Consider the following 17,686-nt stretch of genomic DNA (forward strand, 5'->3'; position numbering starts at 1 on the left):
TGACAACATTCGTGTTCATGATCGTGTGGCATAAAACTTCCTCCTATTACTGACTAATAATTTTTGAAAGTAAATCTGAGTCAAATTGATTTTGACGAATCATTTGAATTTCATATAAGTAAGGCGGTCTTTGATTTTTCTTATCTTCTCCAACATATGGAGTTTCTAAAATTTTAGGAATATTTTTAAATTTCTCTTCTGATACTACTTGCATTAAAGCCTCAAAACCAATTTCACCAAATCCAAAATTTGCATGACGGTCTTTGTGTGCTCCGCAGACATTTTTAGAATCATTAATATGTAATACTTTTAAGCGGTCTAAACCAATCACTTTATCAAATTCCGTCATAACGCCAGAAAAATCTTCTTTTAAGTTATATCCCGCATCATGAATATGACAAGTATCCAAAGTTACAGATAATCGACCATTATGAGTAACACCGTCAATCATACGAGCAATCTCTTCAAATGTTCGACCTAATTCAGTTCCTTTTCCTGCCATTGTTTCAAGAGCAATTTGAACTTTTTGATTTTTATCAATAACTTCGTTTAAGCCTTTTACAATTTGGGCAATCCCTACATCGACTCCTGCACCAACGTGAGAACCTGGATGTAATACAACTTGTTTTGCACCAATGGCTTCTGCACGACGAATTTCTTCTCTTAAAAATTCAATCGCAAAATCTAAATAACCTTCTTTTGTAGTATTTGCTAAGTTAATAATGTAAGGTGCATGGACGACTACTTCTTCAATTCCATTTGCTTGCATAAATGCTTGTCCTTGTGGGATCATTAACTCTTCGATTGGCTTTCTTCTTGTATTTTGTGGTGCTCCAGTATACACCATCATCGTATTTGCTTGATAACTTGCTGCTTCTTTTGCAGATAATAACATCATTTCTTTTCCACTCATGGAAACATGAGATCCTAATAACATTTATCTTCCTCCTCATTCAAATCACTTTTCATTTTACGTGAGAAATTATGATTCATCAAGCATTAACCCTTCTATTAACTAATATCAAATCCTCTACGATTACCCTTACCTTTTACTTTTCAAACACTTTCATAATTGGTATAATAAGAAATATATTAGATTAAAATAAGATGATAAAAGGAGCGCCTATGGAAAACGTTAAAAAAGTAATACGTAATAAAAACGTTCAATATTTCATGAGTTTTAGTGCTTTCCTTCTTGCTTTTGGTTTTTCAATTATTCCATTGATTGATTCTAATCCAGCTCCATTTTCTACTCAAAGTGAAACGACTGTAGTTTCCAATTATCAAGCCGAAGATGAAAATCAAAATAATGAAAAACTTGACAAGTCACAAGTTGCTCAAGTTGCAGCTGTAGAAAGTGATACTCCAATAAAATTGTATCAAGAACCCAATACTCAACAATTTCCTATTGCTGAAGTAAAAAAAGGGGAATACGTACTTGTTTTACATAAAGTAAATGATGAGTGGTTACAAGTTCAATTTCATCAACAAGTTGCATGGATGCCTACGAAAGATGTCTTATTAACTCATTTAATGATTGGACACTCTAGTGGAGCTATTTCTCTATATAAAGAAGCTAATAGTACTTCTCAAGTAGTAACTACGATTCCATTTGGACAACCATTCTATTTAATAGACGATCAACAATCAAACTTCGCTAAGGTTTCTTATAATGGACAAGAAGGATACGTTGATAGTAACCAATTAAATTATGCTGTTGACCATATGAATGAATTGTATAAATTACAAGCAGGTTTACCTCAAACATTGGATGCTAAAAAAATGGTCTCCTCAAAATTGAAAGAAACTCCTCTATATGAATCAGCTGATATGTTCTCAAAACGTATAAGCACTGTAAATGCAGGAACAATTTTCAACTATGAAGACCGTGAAAATGATTTTTATAAAGTATCTATTGGAAATGGTAAAAAAGCTTATATTCCATATTGGTTAGTCAATGCCAACTTTGCTGCTGTCGAATCGGACAGTCATATTCCACAAGGAATTGAACAAGCAAAAATTGTGATTGACCCAGGCCATGGTGGTGATGATCCAGGAGCTGTTGTGACATTTAGTGAAAAACATGAAGCGGATCATACATTAACGACTGCATTATTATTGAAAAAAGAATTAGAAGATTTAGGGGCAACTGTTATTTTAACTCGTGACTCTGATAAAAGTGTTAGCTTAGAAAATCGTGCACAATTAAGTAATCGACAAAAAGCGAATGCCTTCATTAGTTTACACTTTGATTCTGGTCCTAACTCTAATGCCTCTGGAACAACTGGCTATTATTTTGCTGCGACAAGTGAAAACTTAGCACAAACGGTGAATAAATATATCGCTAGAAACTTAACTGTAAAAAGTCAAGGAACTAAATTCCAAAACTTCTTAGTGTTACGTGATAATAAACAGCCTTCAATTCTTTTAGAATTAGGTTATTTAAACAATCCGGATGACAATAAATTAATTGAATCAACAGAATATCAAGAAAATATTGCAAAAAGCATTGCAAGTGCTTTGAAAGAATATTTTCAACAATAATAATATAAATAAAAAATAGACTTTTCTTTGAATAGCAAGGACGGTAGCAGCTTCGCAAAGCGAATCTCATACCTAAAATTCGAGCCTTGGTCTCGAATTTTCCTATCATCAAAACCAACTTGTGGTTTTGATGATTCTGCTATGGGAAAAGTCTTTTGTTTTATAATTAACTAAAAAGAGACAGGCGGTTTTTGCCTGTCTCCTCTTCTTCTAAAACAAATCATCCATCCGGGCAGTGTTTTCTACTTCTTCTGCTACATAGTTTGGAGTGATTTCTTCTACTACTGTATTTTCTACTGCTCGATTTACTAATTCTTCAATATTCAATCTTGCTTCGTATTCTCTTGCTTTTTCTAATTTTGGTTTTGTTTTTGGACTTGGTGGTGCAAAAACAGTACAACAATCTTCAAATGGTTGAATCGATAATTCAAATGTATCAATTTCTTGTGCGATTGCAATAATATCTAGTTTATCCATTGTAGCAACTGGTCGAATGATTGGTGTATTCGTTACATCATTAATCGCGATCATGCTCTCTAATGTTTGAGAAGCTACTTGTCCTACTGATTCACCATTCGCAATTGCTAAGCCATGATTTTTCTCACGTAGTTGATCTGTAATTCTTAACATCATTCTACGCATTACTGTCATCAAGTAATTTTCAGGGACAGCTTTTTTAATTTCTTCTTGAATTTCTGTAAATGGTACTGTGAAGAATTGTAAACTTCCCCCATAGATTGCTACTTTTGCAGCTAGTTGTTTTGTTTTCACCAATGCTTGAGGACTTGTATAAGGCGGACTAGCAAAATGCACACATTGTACTTCCATACCTCTCTTCATTGCTAGATATGCGGCAACTGGCGAATCAATTCCTCCTGATAACATTAATGATACTCTACCACTTGTTCCAACAGGTAAACCTCCGGCACCTTGAATCGTTTGTAAACTCACCATAATATGTTGACGACGAACATCTACACGAACCGTAATATCTGGTTGTTTCAATTGTACACGAATTTCAGGATATGCTTCTAATACTGCATCTCCTAAAAATAAATTAATCTCATTCGTATCCATCACAAATTCATGGTCACTACGTTTTGTAGCAATTTTAAAAGTTTTTCCGTTTGGATTTTCTTTTCCAACTAAATCCAATACGACTTCTTTCACTTTCTCCATGTCTTTTTCTAAAATATAAACAGGAGAAAAAGATTGAATACCGAAAATTGGTTTTAATAATGGAATAATCTCTTCTTGAGAAACTCCATTTAAGTCTAAATACATAAAATCATAATCGGGGAAAACTCGAACTTGAGGATAATTCATCAATGCTTTTTTAATATTATTGGCTAATTTTTGCGTAAACATTTTTTTATTACGACCCTTAGTCGATAATTCGCCATATCTTACTAATAATCTAACTTTCACTTTTTCACTCCTTTATTTTAAAAATTCAAATTTTTTCATTAATTTTTCTAATACTTCTACAAATTGTTTTGCTTCATCCATTGTGTTCAAATATGAAAAACTTGCACGAACTGCACTTGTTGCCCAATAATCTGGAACATTCATCGCAGCTAAGGTACTAGAACTATCTGATTTTTTACTTGAACAAGCAGAAGTGGTTGAAATATAAATCTCTTCCTCTTCAAAAGCATGAACTAGCACTTCTCCACGAACTCCTTTTAAAGCAAAACATAGAATATGATCCACTCCCTCTTTTGGAGAGAAAATTTTTATTTGCGGTTGTTGATCTAAGAAATTCCACAAATAGTCTCTAATTTCCTTCATTGGATGTGGAGCTTCTAAATACATACGCATTGCTTTAGCAGTAGCAACAATTCCAGGTAAATTCTCAGTTGTGCTACGTTCAGTCTTTTCTTGACCTCCACCTGTTAATAACGACTGAATTTTTCTTCCGGCTTTTTTATAAAGTATTCCAACTCCACGTGGTCCATGGAATTTATGAGCAGATAAACTTAATAAGTCAATTCGTCCAAGAGCTAATAAATCTGGAACTTGTTCTAAAGCTTGAACCGCATCAACATGAAAATGAACCCATGGATATTGTTCAAGAATACGAGAAATCTCTGCAATATTTTGACTCACGCCAATTTCGTTATTGACTGCCATTACAGAAACTAAAATTGTTTCTTTTTTTAGCATGGATTCTAATTGTTCTAATGAAATTTCACCTTTGTCATTGACATCTAAATAACTGATTTCAAATCCTAATTGAGCTAATTGTTTCACCGTATTTAAAACGGAAGGATGTTCAATTTTTGTCGTAATAATATGATTTCCAAACACTCTTTTTTCCAGTGCCGTTCCTTTAATCGCCCAGTTATTACTTTCTGTTCCACCAGAAGTAAAATAAATCTCTTCTGTTTTAGCACCTAAAAGAGTCGCAATATGTTCTCTTGCTTTTTCTAATACTTGAAAGGCTTGTCCTCCAAGTCGATGTAAGCTTGAAGGATTTCCCCAAAAACGCTCGCTTGTTTGAACATACGATTGTAATGCTTCTGGAGCAATTTTTGTTGTTGCTGAATTATCAAAATAAATCATGATATCTCCTTTTCTACATCTCATAACGGCAAAAGGAGCGAGCTCTTTATTTAAAAGAACCCCTCCTGCCATCAAATATATTTAAATTTTATTAGTTAGCTACAATGTTTACTAATTTCCCTGGAACTGCAATAACTTTACGAACTGTTTTGCCTTCAATTGCGGTTTTTACAGATTCATGATTTCTTGCAATTTCTTCCATTGATGCTGCATCACTATTTGCTGGAACCATTACACGAGCTTTAATTTTTCCATTTACTTGGAAGATAACTTCTACTTCATCTTCTACTAAGAATTTTTCATCGTAAGTTGGCCATGCAACATAGCTAATAGATTCAGTTGCGCCTAGTTTAGACCATAATTCTTCTCCTAAGTGTGGAGCGATTGGTGCTAATAATTGAACTAAACCTTTCATATACTGAACTGGAAGTGCTTCTGTTTTATACGCTTCATTTACAAAAATCATCATTTGAGAAATTGCTGTGTTAAAGCGTAATGCTTCATAATCTTCAGTAACTTTCTTAACTGTTTGGTGATAAATTTTATCTAATGAACCATCATTGAAAGTAGTAATACGGTCACGTAATTTACCTTCTTCATCGACTAGTAATCTCCAAACACGTTCTAAGAATTTACGGCTTCCTTCAAGACCTTTTTCACTCCAAGCAATTGAAGCATCCAATGGTCCCATAAACATTTCATATAAACGTAATGTATCTGCCCCATATTGACGAACAACATCATCTGGATTCACAACATTTCCTTTTGATTTAGACATTTTTTCATTACCTTCACCAAGAATCATTCCTTGGTTAAATAATTTTTGGAATGGTTCTTTATTTGGAACAACACCTAAATCGTATAATACTTTATACCAGAAACGAGCATATAATAAGTGTAATACTGCGTGCTCTGCACCACCGATATATAAATCAACTGGTAACCATTCTTTTAATTTTTCAGGATCTGCAATTTGTTCTTGATTATGCGGATCAATATAACGAACAAAATACCATGAACTTCCTGCCCATTGTGGCATTGTATTTGTTTCACGACGTCCTTTTAATCCTGTTTTCTCATCCGTAACATATAACCATTCTTCAATAGCTGCTAATGGTGATTCACCTGTACCACTTGGTTTAATTTTATCTGTTTTTGGTAATACTAATGGTAACTCTTCTTCAGGAACAGTTGTCATTGTACCATCTTCCCAGTGAATCACTGGAATTGGTTCTCCCCAATAACGTTGACGAGAGAATAACCAGTCACGTAGACGGTAACTTACTTTTGCTTCTCCAACGCCTTGTTCTTTCAACCATTCATTCATTTTTTCAATTGCATCAGCTTTATTTAAGCCATCTAAAAATTCAGAATGAATATGAACGCCATCTCCAGTATAAGCTTCTTGAGTCACATCTCCACCTTCGATAACTGGAATAATGTCTAGACCAAATACTTTTGCAAATTCGTAGTCACGTTCGTCATGAGCAGGTACCGCCATAATTGCTCCTGTTCCATAACTCACTAATACATAGTCTGCAATCCAAATTGGAATTTCTTTTCCGTTAACAGGGTTAATCGCATAAGCTCCTGTAAATACCCCTGTTTTTTCTTTTGCTAATTCTGTACGTTCTAAATCTGATTTAGTAGAAACAGAAGCAATATAAGCATCCACTGCTTCTTTTTGTTCTGGAGTTACAATTTTTTGAACTAATTCATGTTCAGGTGCTAAAACATTATAAGTAGCTCCAAATAATGTATCTGGACGAGTTGTAAATACTTCAAAACTTTCATCTGAATCTTTTACTTTAAACGTTACTTGTGCACCTTTAGAACGACCAATCCAGTTTCTTTGCATATCTTTAATGCTTTCTGGCCAATCTAAATCATCCAAATCTTCTAATAAGCGGTCTGCATAAGCAGTAATTTTTAACATCCATTGTTTCATTGGTTTACGGTACACTGGATGTCCACCACGTTCTGATTTACCATCAATAACTTCTTCATTGGCTAATACTGTTCCTAATGCAGGACACCAGTTAACCGGTACTTCTGCTTCATACGCTAAACCTTTTTCTACTAATTTTGTAAAAATCCATTGAGTCCATTTATAGTAATTTGGATCTGTTGTATTAATTTCTCGATCCCAGTCATAACTAAATCCTAATTCTTGAATTTGACGTTTGAAAGTAGCAATATTTTTCAATGTAAATTCAGCAGGGTCATTCCCTGTATCTAACGCATATTGTTCTGCTGGTAATCCAAATGCATCCCATCCCATTGGGTGTAATACATTATACCCTTGCGCACGTTTCATACGTGAAACAACATCCGTTGCAGTATATCCTTCTGGATGCCCTACGTGTAACCCTTGTCCTGATGGATATGGGAACATATCTAATGCATAAAAGTTCTTTTTATTTTTATCTTCCGTAGTTTTAAATGTATGATTGTCTAACCAAAATTTTTGCCATTTTGGTTCGATTTCATGATGATTAAATGACATAATTTTCCCCTCTTTTCTGGAAATACCTAAAAAACGCCCTAATGTCTCTAAAGACAATAGGACGTTTCCACGTGGTACCACCTAATTTTATACTTAACATACTCTTAACGCGAGTGAAACGGAATTTCTTACTTCATTTCAGAAATTCAGCTAAAAGGCGAGTTCAAAACTTTTCATGATGCATTTTCACCAACCATGCACTCTCTACTACAATCCAAATTTCTACTATTCCTTTGTTTGCTAATATTTACTAGCATTATATCAATTTATTTTGAAACAATCAAGACTTGTCCTGGTTGGATAATATTAGACGTTAATTGATTCAATGATTTTAATTCATCTAATGTTAATCCGTGATTTTTCGCAATTCGCCATAAACCATCACCGGGTTGAACGGTATATGTTGTTTCAGTACTTTCACTTGCTGTTTCTTCTGAAGAACTAGTTGACTCTTCTGCTTGTTCAGATGAAGGACTTGATCCATCAGAAACAATCAAACCTTGACCTGGATAAATGATACTATCAACACTTAAGTTATTCCATTCTAATAAAGTCGATAAAGAAATTCCATGATTATGCGCTATACGGTATAAAGAATCTCCACTATGAACATAATACATTTTTGCATTAGTTGAAGGAGTTGTTTCTTCTGGTGTAGCTACCTCTTCTTGACTCTCCTCAGCAGTTGATTCTGTACTTTCTGCAGCTGGAGCAGCTTCACTATTTCCTGATAATGTTAACACTTGTCCTGGATAAATTGTCGAATTTAAACTTAATCCGTTTAAGCTTAATAAATCATCAATACTTGTTCCTGTTTTTCGAGCAATTGCATATAAGCCATCACCACTGACTACTGTATACGTTCCACCTGTTGATGTTTGTTCTGAACTTGCTGCATTTTCTTCGCTTGAAGTTTCTTGTGTTGACGTTGAACTTTCATTCTCTGTTGAAGAACTTTCTTCAGATTCAGCCTCTTGGCTATTTGCCGATAATGTTAACACTTGTCCTGGATAAATCGTTGAAGTTAAACTTAAACCATTTAAGCTTAATAAATCATCAATACTTGTTCCTGTTTTTCGAGCTATCGCATATAAACCATCACCACTGACTACTGTGTATGTTCCAGATGATGAACTTCGCTTCGTACTTGTTGAAGTTTCTTCGTTTGTAGTTTCTTCATTAGCCTTCTCTTCTTTAGAAACACTTTCTTCTTGTTTTGTCTCAGTTGTTGCTGATTTTGAAGATAATGCTAAAACTTGTCCTGGGTGAATAATTGAGTTTAAATTCAATCCATTTAAGCTTAATAAATCTTGAATACTTGTTCCTGTTTTTCGAGCAATTGCATATAAACTATCCCCACTGACAACTGTATAACTATTTCCACTTGTTGTAGATGTTTCATTACTTGCAATTTCTTCAGCCATATTGACAGCAGTTTCTGTATCATATTTTGTTAAGCCAAATTGTTCAATAATTCGATTTAATTTTGCACCATATGCAGTATCCGTTGCATAACGACCTGTTAAATAAGCTGTAGCATCTTGATAACTATTCGTCTTACTCTTCCAAGCACCAGAATAAAATAATGGCGCTCCAGAAATTCCATTCACAATTTTATCGGCATAATCTTCTAATGATTCTTGATAAGATGGATATTTTCTAAAATCTGCTTGAATACTGTAATAGTTTTGTCCACCACTATCTTCTAATGTTTGCATATTGACAGATTGTCCATTATAGCTTCCTTTTACACCAAATAAGTTATGGTTTGGTGCTTTCGATAAGGCACTTGTACCCCAACCTGATTCAAGAGCAGCTTGAGCAATCATAACTGAAGCGTAAATATCTTTTCCTCTTGCAACATTTTGAGCTGCAGGAATAATATTACGTAAAAATTGTGTAGCAGCTGTTGAAGCTTCTACTACACTAAAATTAACGGATAATAATTGATCCACAGGAGAAACATATAATCCCACACAGGCAGTTGTTCCTACTACGATTAATGATCTTTTTAAAGATTGATTCATCATTTGTACTTTTTGTGATTGTTTTTCTTTTTTTATTCTTAACAGTCTTGCATTTCTACTTTCTAACATTTCTCGATTCCTCCTACTTCATTCATTATTCATTATAGGAGAAACTTTTTTGATTCATAGGGGAACGTTGCACGAACACTGCATTCGTTGTATACTCTTAACAACCGTAAAGTTATTGTAATAAATGTTAAAGATTTGGTAAAGGAGTTCTATAAATGATTCAAAATGCCCAAAAATTCAGCCATCCCATGTTACAAGAATGTATCAAGCCTGGAGACTGCGTGATAGATGCAACAATGGGGAATGGAAATGACACGATTTTCCTTTCAAAACTGGTTCAAAATGAAGGAAAAGTCTTCGCTTTTGATATTCAAGAAGCAGCACTCGTGAAAACAACTGAAAAGATTCAAGCATTAGACACGAAAGAAAATATTCAACTCATTTGTGACTCCCATGCAAATCTAGCAAATTATATTCAAGAACCTATTCAAGCTGCTATCTTTAATTTAGGATATTTACCTGGAAGTGATAAGTCGATTATTACGACTCCTGACTCCACCATTCGTGCGATTGAATCTATTATGGAGTTGTTGACGATTGGTGGTCGCATTGTATTGGTTTGTTATTGGGGACATGAAGGTGGAGATACAGAATTATCTCAATTACAACAGTTTCTTCCGACATTAGATCAACATGAATGGACAGTGTTGCAGTATCAATTTATCAACCAACAAAACCAACCACCTATTTGCTTTGTCATAGAAAGAAAACGTTAAAAAAGACTTTTGCACTCGCAAAAGTCTTCTTCAATTTATTCTTTATACTTTTAACTGATTTTGTAATGCTTGTGTAAGAACTTCTGAATAATTGATACTTTGTCGGTCTGCAAGTCTCACTAGCCACTCAGGTACTGTAACATTCTTTCGAATTGCCTTATTGTTTCTTATAAACGGAGTTGGATCAGCAAGTATCATGCTAACAAATCCATTTTCTACTGTTAAAGTATTAATATCTGTTGGAATTGGTAACTCCTTTCCCTCATCGATGTACAATGCTAACACACTCTCTAACATTTCTTTCGCATTTTTCATAGATTCTTCAAGAGAATCTCCCTGTGTTCCACCATGAAATTCAGGAAATTCTACCCAAAATCTACCATCATCTTCCTTATGAAATATTGCAGGATATGATTTCAACATACTTTCACCTCTACATCCTATTAAAAGATAACCAGATTTCTATCTCATTACATTAAATATCATACGTATAAAACATATTTTGTCAAACGATTTAAATCCAGTACACTAAAAAGCCTAGTGCAGTTGTAATAACATCACCATTTGCACTAGACTTATATTCACTTACTATTGATGGATCATTTGTTTTTTTACAAATTCTTGATAGTGTGGATGTGTTTCTAATAATTCAGAATGAGTTCCTACTCCTGTAATCTTTCCATCTTCTAGGAAATAAATTTGACTAGCATCTTGAACCGTCGATAATCGATGAGCAATCATAACTTTTGTTAGATGATGATACTCTCTTTCTAAAGTTTGAATAATCTTATGCTCTAAAATACTATCCAATGATGAAGTTGCTTCATCTAAGAAAATTAATTTTGGATTTCTTAGTAAAATACGAGCAAATGCCAATCGTTGCTGTTGCCCACCTGAAAAATTATCCCCTAATTCTGATACATTTGTATGAATGCCTTGTGGTAATGCTGTTACAAAATCATAGATTTCAGCATCTTTCAAAGCTTGATTAATAGCTTCTGTGCTAACCGTTTCCTTCAATCCCCACGTTAAATTATCTAAAATCGTTCCTGCTAACAATGTTTCATTTTGTGCAAGATAACCAATTTGATTTCTATATTCTTGAAGATTTACTCCGCTTAAGTCGTAAGAATCAATGGAAACTTGTCCATTAGTTGGTTGTATCATTCCTAATAAAAGACTTAACAATGTACTCTTACCAGCTCCTGATGGCCCAACAATCGCTACGGTTGAACCAGAATGAATTTCCATTGAAATATGATTTAATACTTCTGTTTCCTCATAACTAAATGAAACATCTGATAATTGAATGGTTGCATTTGATAAATCAACCACATCTCCAGTATTTTCCTGAACTGAAATTGGTTTGCTAATCAATTCTAATAAATCACTCATTGATCCTTGTAATTTAGATAATTCCCCTAAAAAACTACCGACAGAACTTGCAGGTGTTAATAACATAAAGATGTAAATTAAGAATGAAATAAATGTCCCAATCGTCATCTCACCACCAGAAAGTAATAAGCCACCAAATAGGAAAATGAAACTTAATACAATCGTTACAAAAAATAATGAAAAAGGCTGCATTAACGCTTCAAAGAATCCTAATTTTACAGATTGTTGATACAATTCTAAATATGACTCTTTCATCTTTTGTTTACTTTGATCTGTAGCATTATTCGCTAAAAAGAATGTACGATTTCTAAAATACTCTCCTAATTGTCCAATCACTTTGATAGTTACTTTTTGTTCAGATTGACTGATATTCGAAAGCAGTTTACTCATTGGATTTAAGACTAAAAAGATTGAAGGAATTCCTAATAAAATTACAATAGATAATTTCCAATTTAGAATAAATAAGAAAATTAAAATACCGACTATTGTCACAATACTTTGAATAAAAGTTGGTAATTGAAAAACGATAAAGTTTTTTAATTTTTTACTTACTTCAATAATTTCACCAGCTGATTCTCCACTTCTTTTTTGAGATTCTTGTTCGTTATAAAGAACACTCTCATAAGCTTTCATACGAAAATCAAGTACAATATTTTCCCCAATTTTTAATAATCCATAATGGGCACTGAACGATAATAATAACTGTACAAACAGAAGTGCAACAATGAGCATAATATTTTGAAAAATATTTTTCCCATCGCCATTATCTAATAATGACTGTACTAAATAAGGAATTCCTAATGTTAGTAAGCTCCCAAAAATACCAATCAACAACCATGGAATCATCTTTAATTTAACTTCTTTTGTTATCAAATTTTGCATTGTAATTCCTCCATTTCTTTTTTTAACACAATAAATTTTTCTATAGAATATCACCTTTTTAATTTTTGTCAATCATATTTTTAATTCTGGCGTAATTTTTCTAATGTTTTTTTAAATTTTGTGTATTTTACAATTAAAAACGTAAAAAAAGACTTTTGCAGTCGCAAAAGTCTTCATTTATCATTACTCATGAATTTTCTTATTTTTCTCCATATTAGCCAGCATCAATTTTCGATACAAATGAATATTGATTTTTAGTGCTAACGAAGCAATTCTTCTTCCCTTTTGGAAAATAGTATTTTTCGCAATCTTAAAGGCATGTTGTTTCAAATAGTTACGCACCCTTGGATAGTCTGCTAATGATTCAAAATTCTCTTCCACTAGCATTTTATCTAAAATATAAAAATGTGCGTAAGATAATCGAAAGAATGCTTCTTCTTCCAATTTCGGAAATTGCTGTTTTACTAAATCATAAAATTGTTGATAAATCGTAATATATACTAAATCACGTTCACGATAAGGATTTGTCGTAATACTTTGTTGTCTATGATAGTAATAGTAATAAGGTTTTGTATTAACGACATATTTTTTTGCAATTTGAACTAATTGATAGTGATAAAATGCATCTTCATAAATTTTTCCAACTGGAAATTCTATCTTGTCAGCAATCTCTTTTCGAATTAATTTATTACAAATCGTTCCAGGAACTTTTTGTCCAATTAAATATTCTCTTAAAAACTCTTCCTGATTCAATACTAAATACAAATCTTCTCGATCACATTGAGGAGTTTGGTTTGTCGTATAAACATTCATGACATTACAACTTGAAACATCTGCATTTTCAGCAATAAGTTGTTGATAAAGGGACTCAATCATTTCTTCATGAATGTAATCATCTGAATCAACGAACAAAACATACTCACCTTTAGCATTTTTTTGTCCTTCATTTCTTGCTGAAGATAGGCCTCCATTTTCTTTATGAATGACTATTATTCTCTCATCTGTTGTCGCTAATTCATCACATAGGCGTCCACTTGAATCGGTAGCACCATCATCAACTAATAAAATTTCTAAGTTAGAATAAGTTTGTGTTTGAATCGATTGAACACATTTTTCTAAATATTGTTCGACATTGTATACGGGAACAATGACACTAATTAATTCACTCATATCTTATCCTCTCTTCAATACTTTATTTTTCACTGCATGAATTACTTCATAGAAAATTTCATCTTTTACAAGTGCTAATACAACGACATAATAAATGACACAGCTAACAATTGTTACAAAAATATTGATAAGCAATGCCCCATTCACTACCATTTCAATTGGACGAATCCAAGAAATCAATCCATAAATAATGAAAAATCCTGATGAATAGAGAACGTATTTTCCAGCATGAATAAATAATTTTCTTAAATCGATTAATTTATTATTATTAATTAATAAGATATCTAATGCAATTACTAATAATTCAGCAACAATCGTTGTTAAAATATACCATTCTGGTTTTGTAATACCTAAAAGCGCTAGAATAGAATTCAATACTAAGTTTAGTCCTCCACCAATAAAATAGAACATCGTTAATTTATTTTCATAACCTTGTACAAAAATAATTTGATTTTCTAAAATTAATGCCATTGCCCATGGAATAGAACGAAGGGCAAATAAGAACACACTAAAGCTAGCATCTAAATATTGCTCCCCTGCATATAATACAGTTGCATGACTTGCTAAAATAGCTAATCCAAAATTTAACGGTGTAATACAGAACATGAAAATTCTTCCGCCCTTATTGACTAAATCATCATAAGCTTTCTTATCATTAATTCCTAAATAATAGCCAAGCCTTGGAATACTAACACTCACCGCTCCACTAATAACTCCTGAAATAGAGAATACTAATGTTTGAGCAATTGTGTAATACGATACATATTCTGGTAATGCAATAGAAGATAAAAACATTCTATCTAAATACGTATAAAGCATACCTGCATTTGCTAATAAAAGAATAGCAATTAACGGTTGAATGACTGCTTTAACATCTTTCCATTGAACCCCAACAAAGTGGACTTCTTTCTTAATCCAGAAGAAACTTGCTAAATAGTTTAACAGTGTCGCAATGGACATTAAAAAGGCATACGGTACAATATCATGCTCTGTTTTTACAAAAGTAAAAATAGAGACAAGCATAAACAGACGAATAAATAAAGTCTTGTATAAAATAAACGTGTAATTTTCAAATGCTTCATTCATCCATTCAATATTTAAAAACTGTGCAAATACTTGTATCGCCATAATGTAATACAATGTTTTTAATACAGGAGCACCTTCCATTTGGAATGTGATGATAAAATAGACAATCGTTGTAATAACGGTACAAAATAAGGAAATATAAAAGAGTAATGAAAAAATTCGATTAATCTCTTGCTTATTTTCCTTTGCCTTACTAATGGCTCGAATTCCATAATTATAAATTCCTAAAGTTGCAAAAGGGATAAATAATCCTATAAAGGTATTCGTAATATTAAAATACCCATACTCTGTTTTATTTAAAATTCTGGCAATATAGGGACCTGTAATTAGTGGAAAAACAATATTTAATACTCGCATTAATAGGTTTGCGATAGCATTTACTTTAATATTTTTCATAATTCACCTCATTTTACTGGAGATAGTATAGCAAATTCATACAAAGATAGAAACAAATATCCTAGATATTAAACAATTCATAATATTTGAGGAGTTTCTTTATTCTAACTATCCTTCTTCTACTACACTTCTATAGACATAAAAAGAAGGCTGGAAACGTCCAACCTCTTCTTAGACTTAAACTCCATTATTGTTCATCTTTACGATAAGCTTGTAATAAATGACTCTTATAATCAATTTCTTCTTGAGAAGGAACCTTCATATAGTCCCCATAAAATTGAGAAAGAAATACATCATATTCTTTTGGTGCAGGAACCATCATATCCTCAAATGGTAATTCAATTAATTCTTCAAAAGTTCCGCGAGGGAATACTTCTTTTCGTCCGTCTTTACCACAGCCCACAAGACCCTCATATTGTCCATCTTCTTTACGATATTTTTTAATTAAGGCATCGATACGATTTCCAAACCAACGTGGATTTACGATTCGTAGCGCATACCACATAATTTTTCGGCAAATATCTTTTAACTGACTATCGCCATATTGAACATATTGTAATTTAATATATGCAATCATACGTAAAGTTGCCATTAAGTGAGCTTTATCGATTAATTTAATATCATCATAACGTTCGATTGGAAAGACATCCACGAATACACTTGTATCGTGACGATCGACTTTAATATGATCTTCTACAACCGTACGTTCATCTGTCACTACTAAGAAGTTTTGGAAATACCAATCAGAAGTTTCCTTACTTAAAATTTTGTAGTAAGGATGTTGATCTTTTTTAACTGCTTCAATGAATTTATCATATTCAGAACGGTACATAGAAATATCAATATCATCATCCCAAGGAATAAATCCTTTATGGCGAACAGCACCTAATAATGTTCCATAACTGACAAAATACTGAATATCATTTTCCTTACAAATACGATCAATATATTTTAAAATGTCTAATTGTGTTTGCTTTAATTCTTCTTTTGTTAAATACTTTGGCATCATGCTACTCCTCTTCTTTTAAATAAACTTCCAATTCATGTGGATTGGTTTGTTTTTCAATTGGAGGTAATGTTAAATAATCTCCATAATATTGTGTTAATAAACGGTCATATTCTTTTGGAATTGGTAAAATATGTCCTTCGAATTCTCCATCAATGACTTCGTCAAAAATTCCTGCTTCGAATACTTCTTTTTCTTTTAATTTAGAAGCTAATAAGCATTCATATTTTCCATTTGGTTTCGTATATTGTTGAATGACATCTTCAATTTTATACGCAAATCTTCTTGGAGACACAGGAAGTAACACAGTCCAGAAAAATGTACGAATCATATCTTTTATCAAACTATCTTTGTACACAATATTTTTATGCTTACTAAATGATAATAATTTAAAACTTTCTAATTGATAAGTTTTATCTACAGCCTTCAAATCATCAATTCGATCATAGGGGAAAATATCGATAAAAATTCCACTCTTATAAGTTTTACGATTTCTAGTATCTGTAATCACTGTTTGATTATCCACTACTTTAATAAAATTATTATAGTAATCGGCATTATTTTCTAATGATAAAATATCATATTGAGATGAAGAAAATTCACGTTTAAAACGTTCATAATCATTTCTTGGCATCATAATATCAATATCATCATCCCAAGGAATAAATCCTTTATGGCGAATCGCACCAATTAACGTTCCATAATTAAGAAAATAATGAAGTTTTTCCTTTTTACAGAACTCATCTACGGCTAAAAGAATCGCTAATTCTCTCTGTTTAACTTCTTCTGTCGTTAATCTTTTCATTTAAAAATCCTCTTTTATTCAGATATTCCTTGATGATTATAGCACAACAGCACAAAACAATAAATACACAAGGAATTATTTAAAAAAGTTAGATTAAAAAAATTAATTTTGGAAAATTTTTCGTATATAAAGGTGAAGAGAAAATTAAAGGAGAAATCACTATGAAAATCAAACCAACAAATGACCTACTCTTCAAAAAAATGATGACAACAACAGGAAAGGAATATATTCTGGAAGATTTCATCGAGGCAGTGACGGGAATGAAGCTGATAAATGTTAGACCAACAAATCCGTATCAGATAGAATCTTATCAAAAAGAGATAGAAAATTTGAATCCAGTAATGTATAGCACGATTGTTGATGTAGCAGCTACTACAGAGGATGGCATGGAAATTATGATAGAAATGCAACTTTATCAGCACAAAGACTTTTTCGAGCGTATCTTTAACTATATGGCAACCACTTATACGCAAAACTATAAAGCAGAAAGTGCAAAATCGATTATTTCTATTGTTGTTA

The 17,686-nt window shown here is 32.5% G+C and carries 14 protein-coding genes and 1 other annotated feature; of the genes, 3 read left to right on the forward strand and 11 right to left on the reverse strand.

Annotated elements, in window-relative coordinates; all coding sequences use genetic code 11:
* Positions 1–46 precede the first annotated feature (46 nt).
* Positions 47–937, reverse strand: coding sequence for a deoxyribonuclease IV (locus tag RWZ86_RS06210; RefSeq protein WP_314680657.1), 891 nt, complete (start codon positions 935–937; stop codon positions 47–49).
* A 188-nt stretch (positions 938–1,125) separates the two neighbouring features.
* On the opposite strand from RWZ86_RS06210, the gene RWZ86_RS06215 reads away from it, so the two are divergent.
* Positions 1,126–2,544, forward strand: a complete 1,419-nt coding sequence (locus RWZ86_RS06215) for an N-acetylmuramoyl-L-alanine amidase (RefSeq protein WP_314680658.1) — start codon at positions 1,126–1,128, stop codon at positions 2,542–2,544.
* A gap of 210 nt (positions 2,545–2,754) precedes the next feature.
* Here RWZ86_RS06215 and thiI read toward each other — a convergent pair whose 3' ends face one another.
* The 4 genes from thiI to RWZ86_RS06235 all read right to left on the reverse strand — a co-directional run bounded on the left by thiI (position 2,755) and on the right by RWZ86_RS06235 (position 9,711).
* Positions 2,755–3,972: a tRNA uracil 4-sulfurtransferase ThiI gene (gene thiI / locus RWZ86_RS06220; RefSeq protein WP_314680659.1), complete on the reverse strand. Its 1,218-nt coding sequence runs from the start codon at positions 3,970–3,972 to the stop codon at positions 2,755–2,757.
* A 12-nt stretch (positions 3,973–3,984) separates the two neighbouring features.
* Positions 3,985–5,109: a cysteine desulfurase family protein gene (locus RWZ86_RS06225; RefSeq protein WP_314112115.1), complete on the reverse strand. Its 1,125-nt coding sequence runs from the start codon at positions 5,107–5,109 to the stop codon at positions 3,985–3,987.
* A gap of 91 nt (positions 5,110–5,200) precedes the next feature.
* Positions 5,201–7,615, reverse strand: a complete 2,415-nt coding sequence (leuS, locus tag RWZ86_RS06230; protein WP_314680660.1) for a leucine--tRNA ligase — start codon at positions 7,613–7,615, stop codon at positions 5,201–5,203.
* Between the two features lie 54 nt (positions 7,616–7,669).
* Positions 7,670–7,862, reverse strand: a binding site (T-box leader).
* A 19-nt stretch (positions 7,863–7,881) separates the two neighbouring features.
* Entirely contained in the window at positions 7,882–9,711 is a 1,830-nt protein-coding gene (locus tag RWZ86_RS06235; RefSeq protein WP_314680661.1) for a LysM peptidoglycan-binding domain-containing protein, read from the reverse strand.
* Positions 9,712–9,866: 155 nt separating this feature from the next.
* Here RWZ86_RS06235 and RWZ86_RS06240 point away from each other — a divergent pair, with 155 nt between their 5' ends.
* Positions 9,867–10,427, forward strand: coding sequence for a class I SAM-dependent methyltransferase (locus tag RWZ86_RS06240; protein ID WP_314680662.1), 561 nt, complete (start codon positions 9,867–9,869; stop codon positions 10,425–10,427).
* Between the two features lie 42 nt (positions 10,428–10,469).
* On the opposite strand, the gene RWZ86_RS06245 is transcribed toward RWZ86_RS06240, so the two are convergent.
* The 6 genes from RWZ86_RS06245 to RWZ86_RS06270 all read right to left on the reverse strand — a co-directional run bounded on the left by RWZ86_RS06245 (position 10,470) and on the right by RWZ86_RS06270 (position 17,167).
* Entirely contained in the window at positions 10,470–10,850 is a 381-nt protein-coding gene (locus RWZ86_RS06245) for a type II toxin-antitoxin system HicB family antitoxin (protein WP_314680663.1), read from the reverse strand.
* Between the two features lie 165 nt (positions 10,851–11,015).
* Positions 11,016–12,704, reverse strand: coding sequence for an ABC transporter ATP-binding protein (locus tag RWZ86_RS06250; RefSeq protein WP_314680664.1), 1,689 nt, complete (start codon positions 12,702–12,704; stop codon positions 11,016–11,018).
* A 183-nt stretch (positions 12,705–12,887) separates the two neighbouring features.
* Positions 12,888–13,874 (reverse strand): glycosyltransferase family 2 protein, encoded by a 987-nt coding sequence (locus RWZ86_RS06255; RefSeq protein WP_314680665.1) that lies wholly within the window; start codon positions 13,872–13,874, stop codon positions 12,888–12,890.
* A gap of 3 nt (positions 13,875–13,877) precedes the next feature.
* On the reverse strand, positions 13,878–15,356 hold the full coding sequence (locus tag RWZ86_RS06260) for an oligosaccharide flippase family protein (RefSeq protein ID WP_314680666.1): 1,479 nt from the start codon (positions 15,354–15,356) through the stop codon (positions 13,878–13,880).
* 187 nt (positions 15,357–15,543) lie between these two features.
* The gene (locus tag RWZ86_RS06265) at positions 15,544–16,362 is read right to left on the reverse strand and encodes a LicD family protein (protein WP_314680669.1); all 819 of its coding nucleotides are present in this window, start codon (positions 16,360–16,362) and stop codon (positions 15,544–15,546) included.
* A gap of 4 nt (positions 16,363–16,366) precedes the next feature.
* The gene (locus RWZ86_RS06270; protein ID WP_314680667.1) at positions 16,367–17,167 is read right to left on the reverse strand and encodes a LicD family protein; all 801 of its coding nucleotides are present in this window, start codon (positions 17,165–17,167) and stop codon (positions 16,367–16,369) included.
* A 161-nt stretch (positions 17,168–17,328) separates the two neighbouring features.
* Here RWZ86_RS06270 and RWZ86_RS06275 point away from each other — a divergent pair.
* The coding region (locus RWZ86_RS06275; RefSeq protein ID WP_314680668.1) for a PD-(D/E)XK nuclease family transposase at positions 17,329–17,686 on the forward strand (358 nt) is incomplete at its 3' end.

It is taken from the genome of uncultured Granulicatella sp., assembly GCF_963545075.1.
Lineage (GTDB): Bacteria > Bacillota > Bacilli > Lactobacillales > Aerococcaceae > Granulicatella.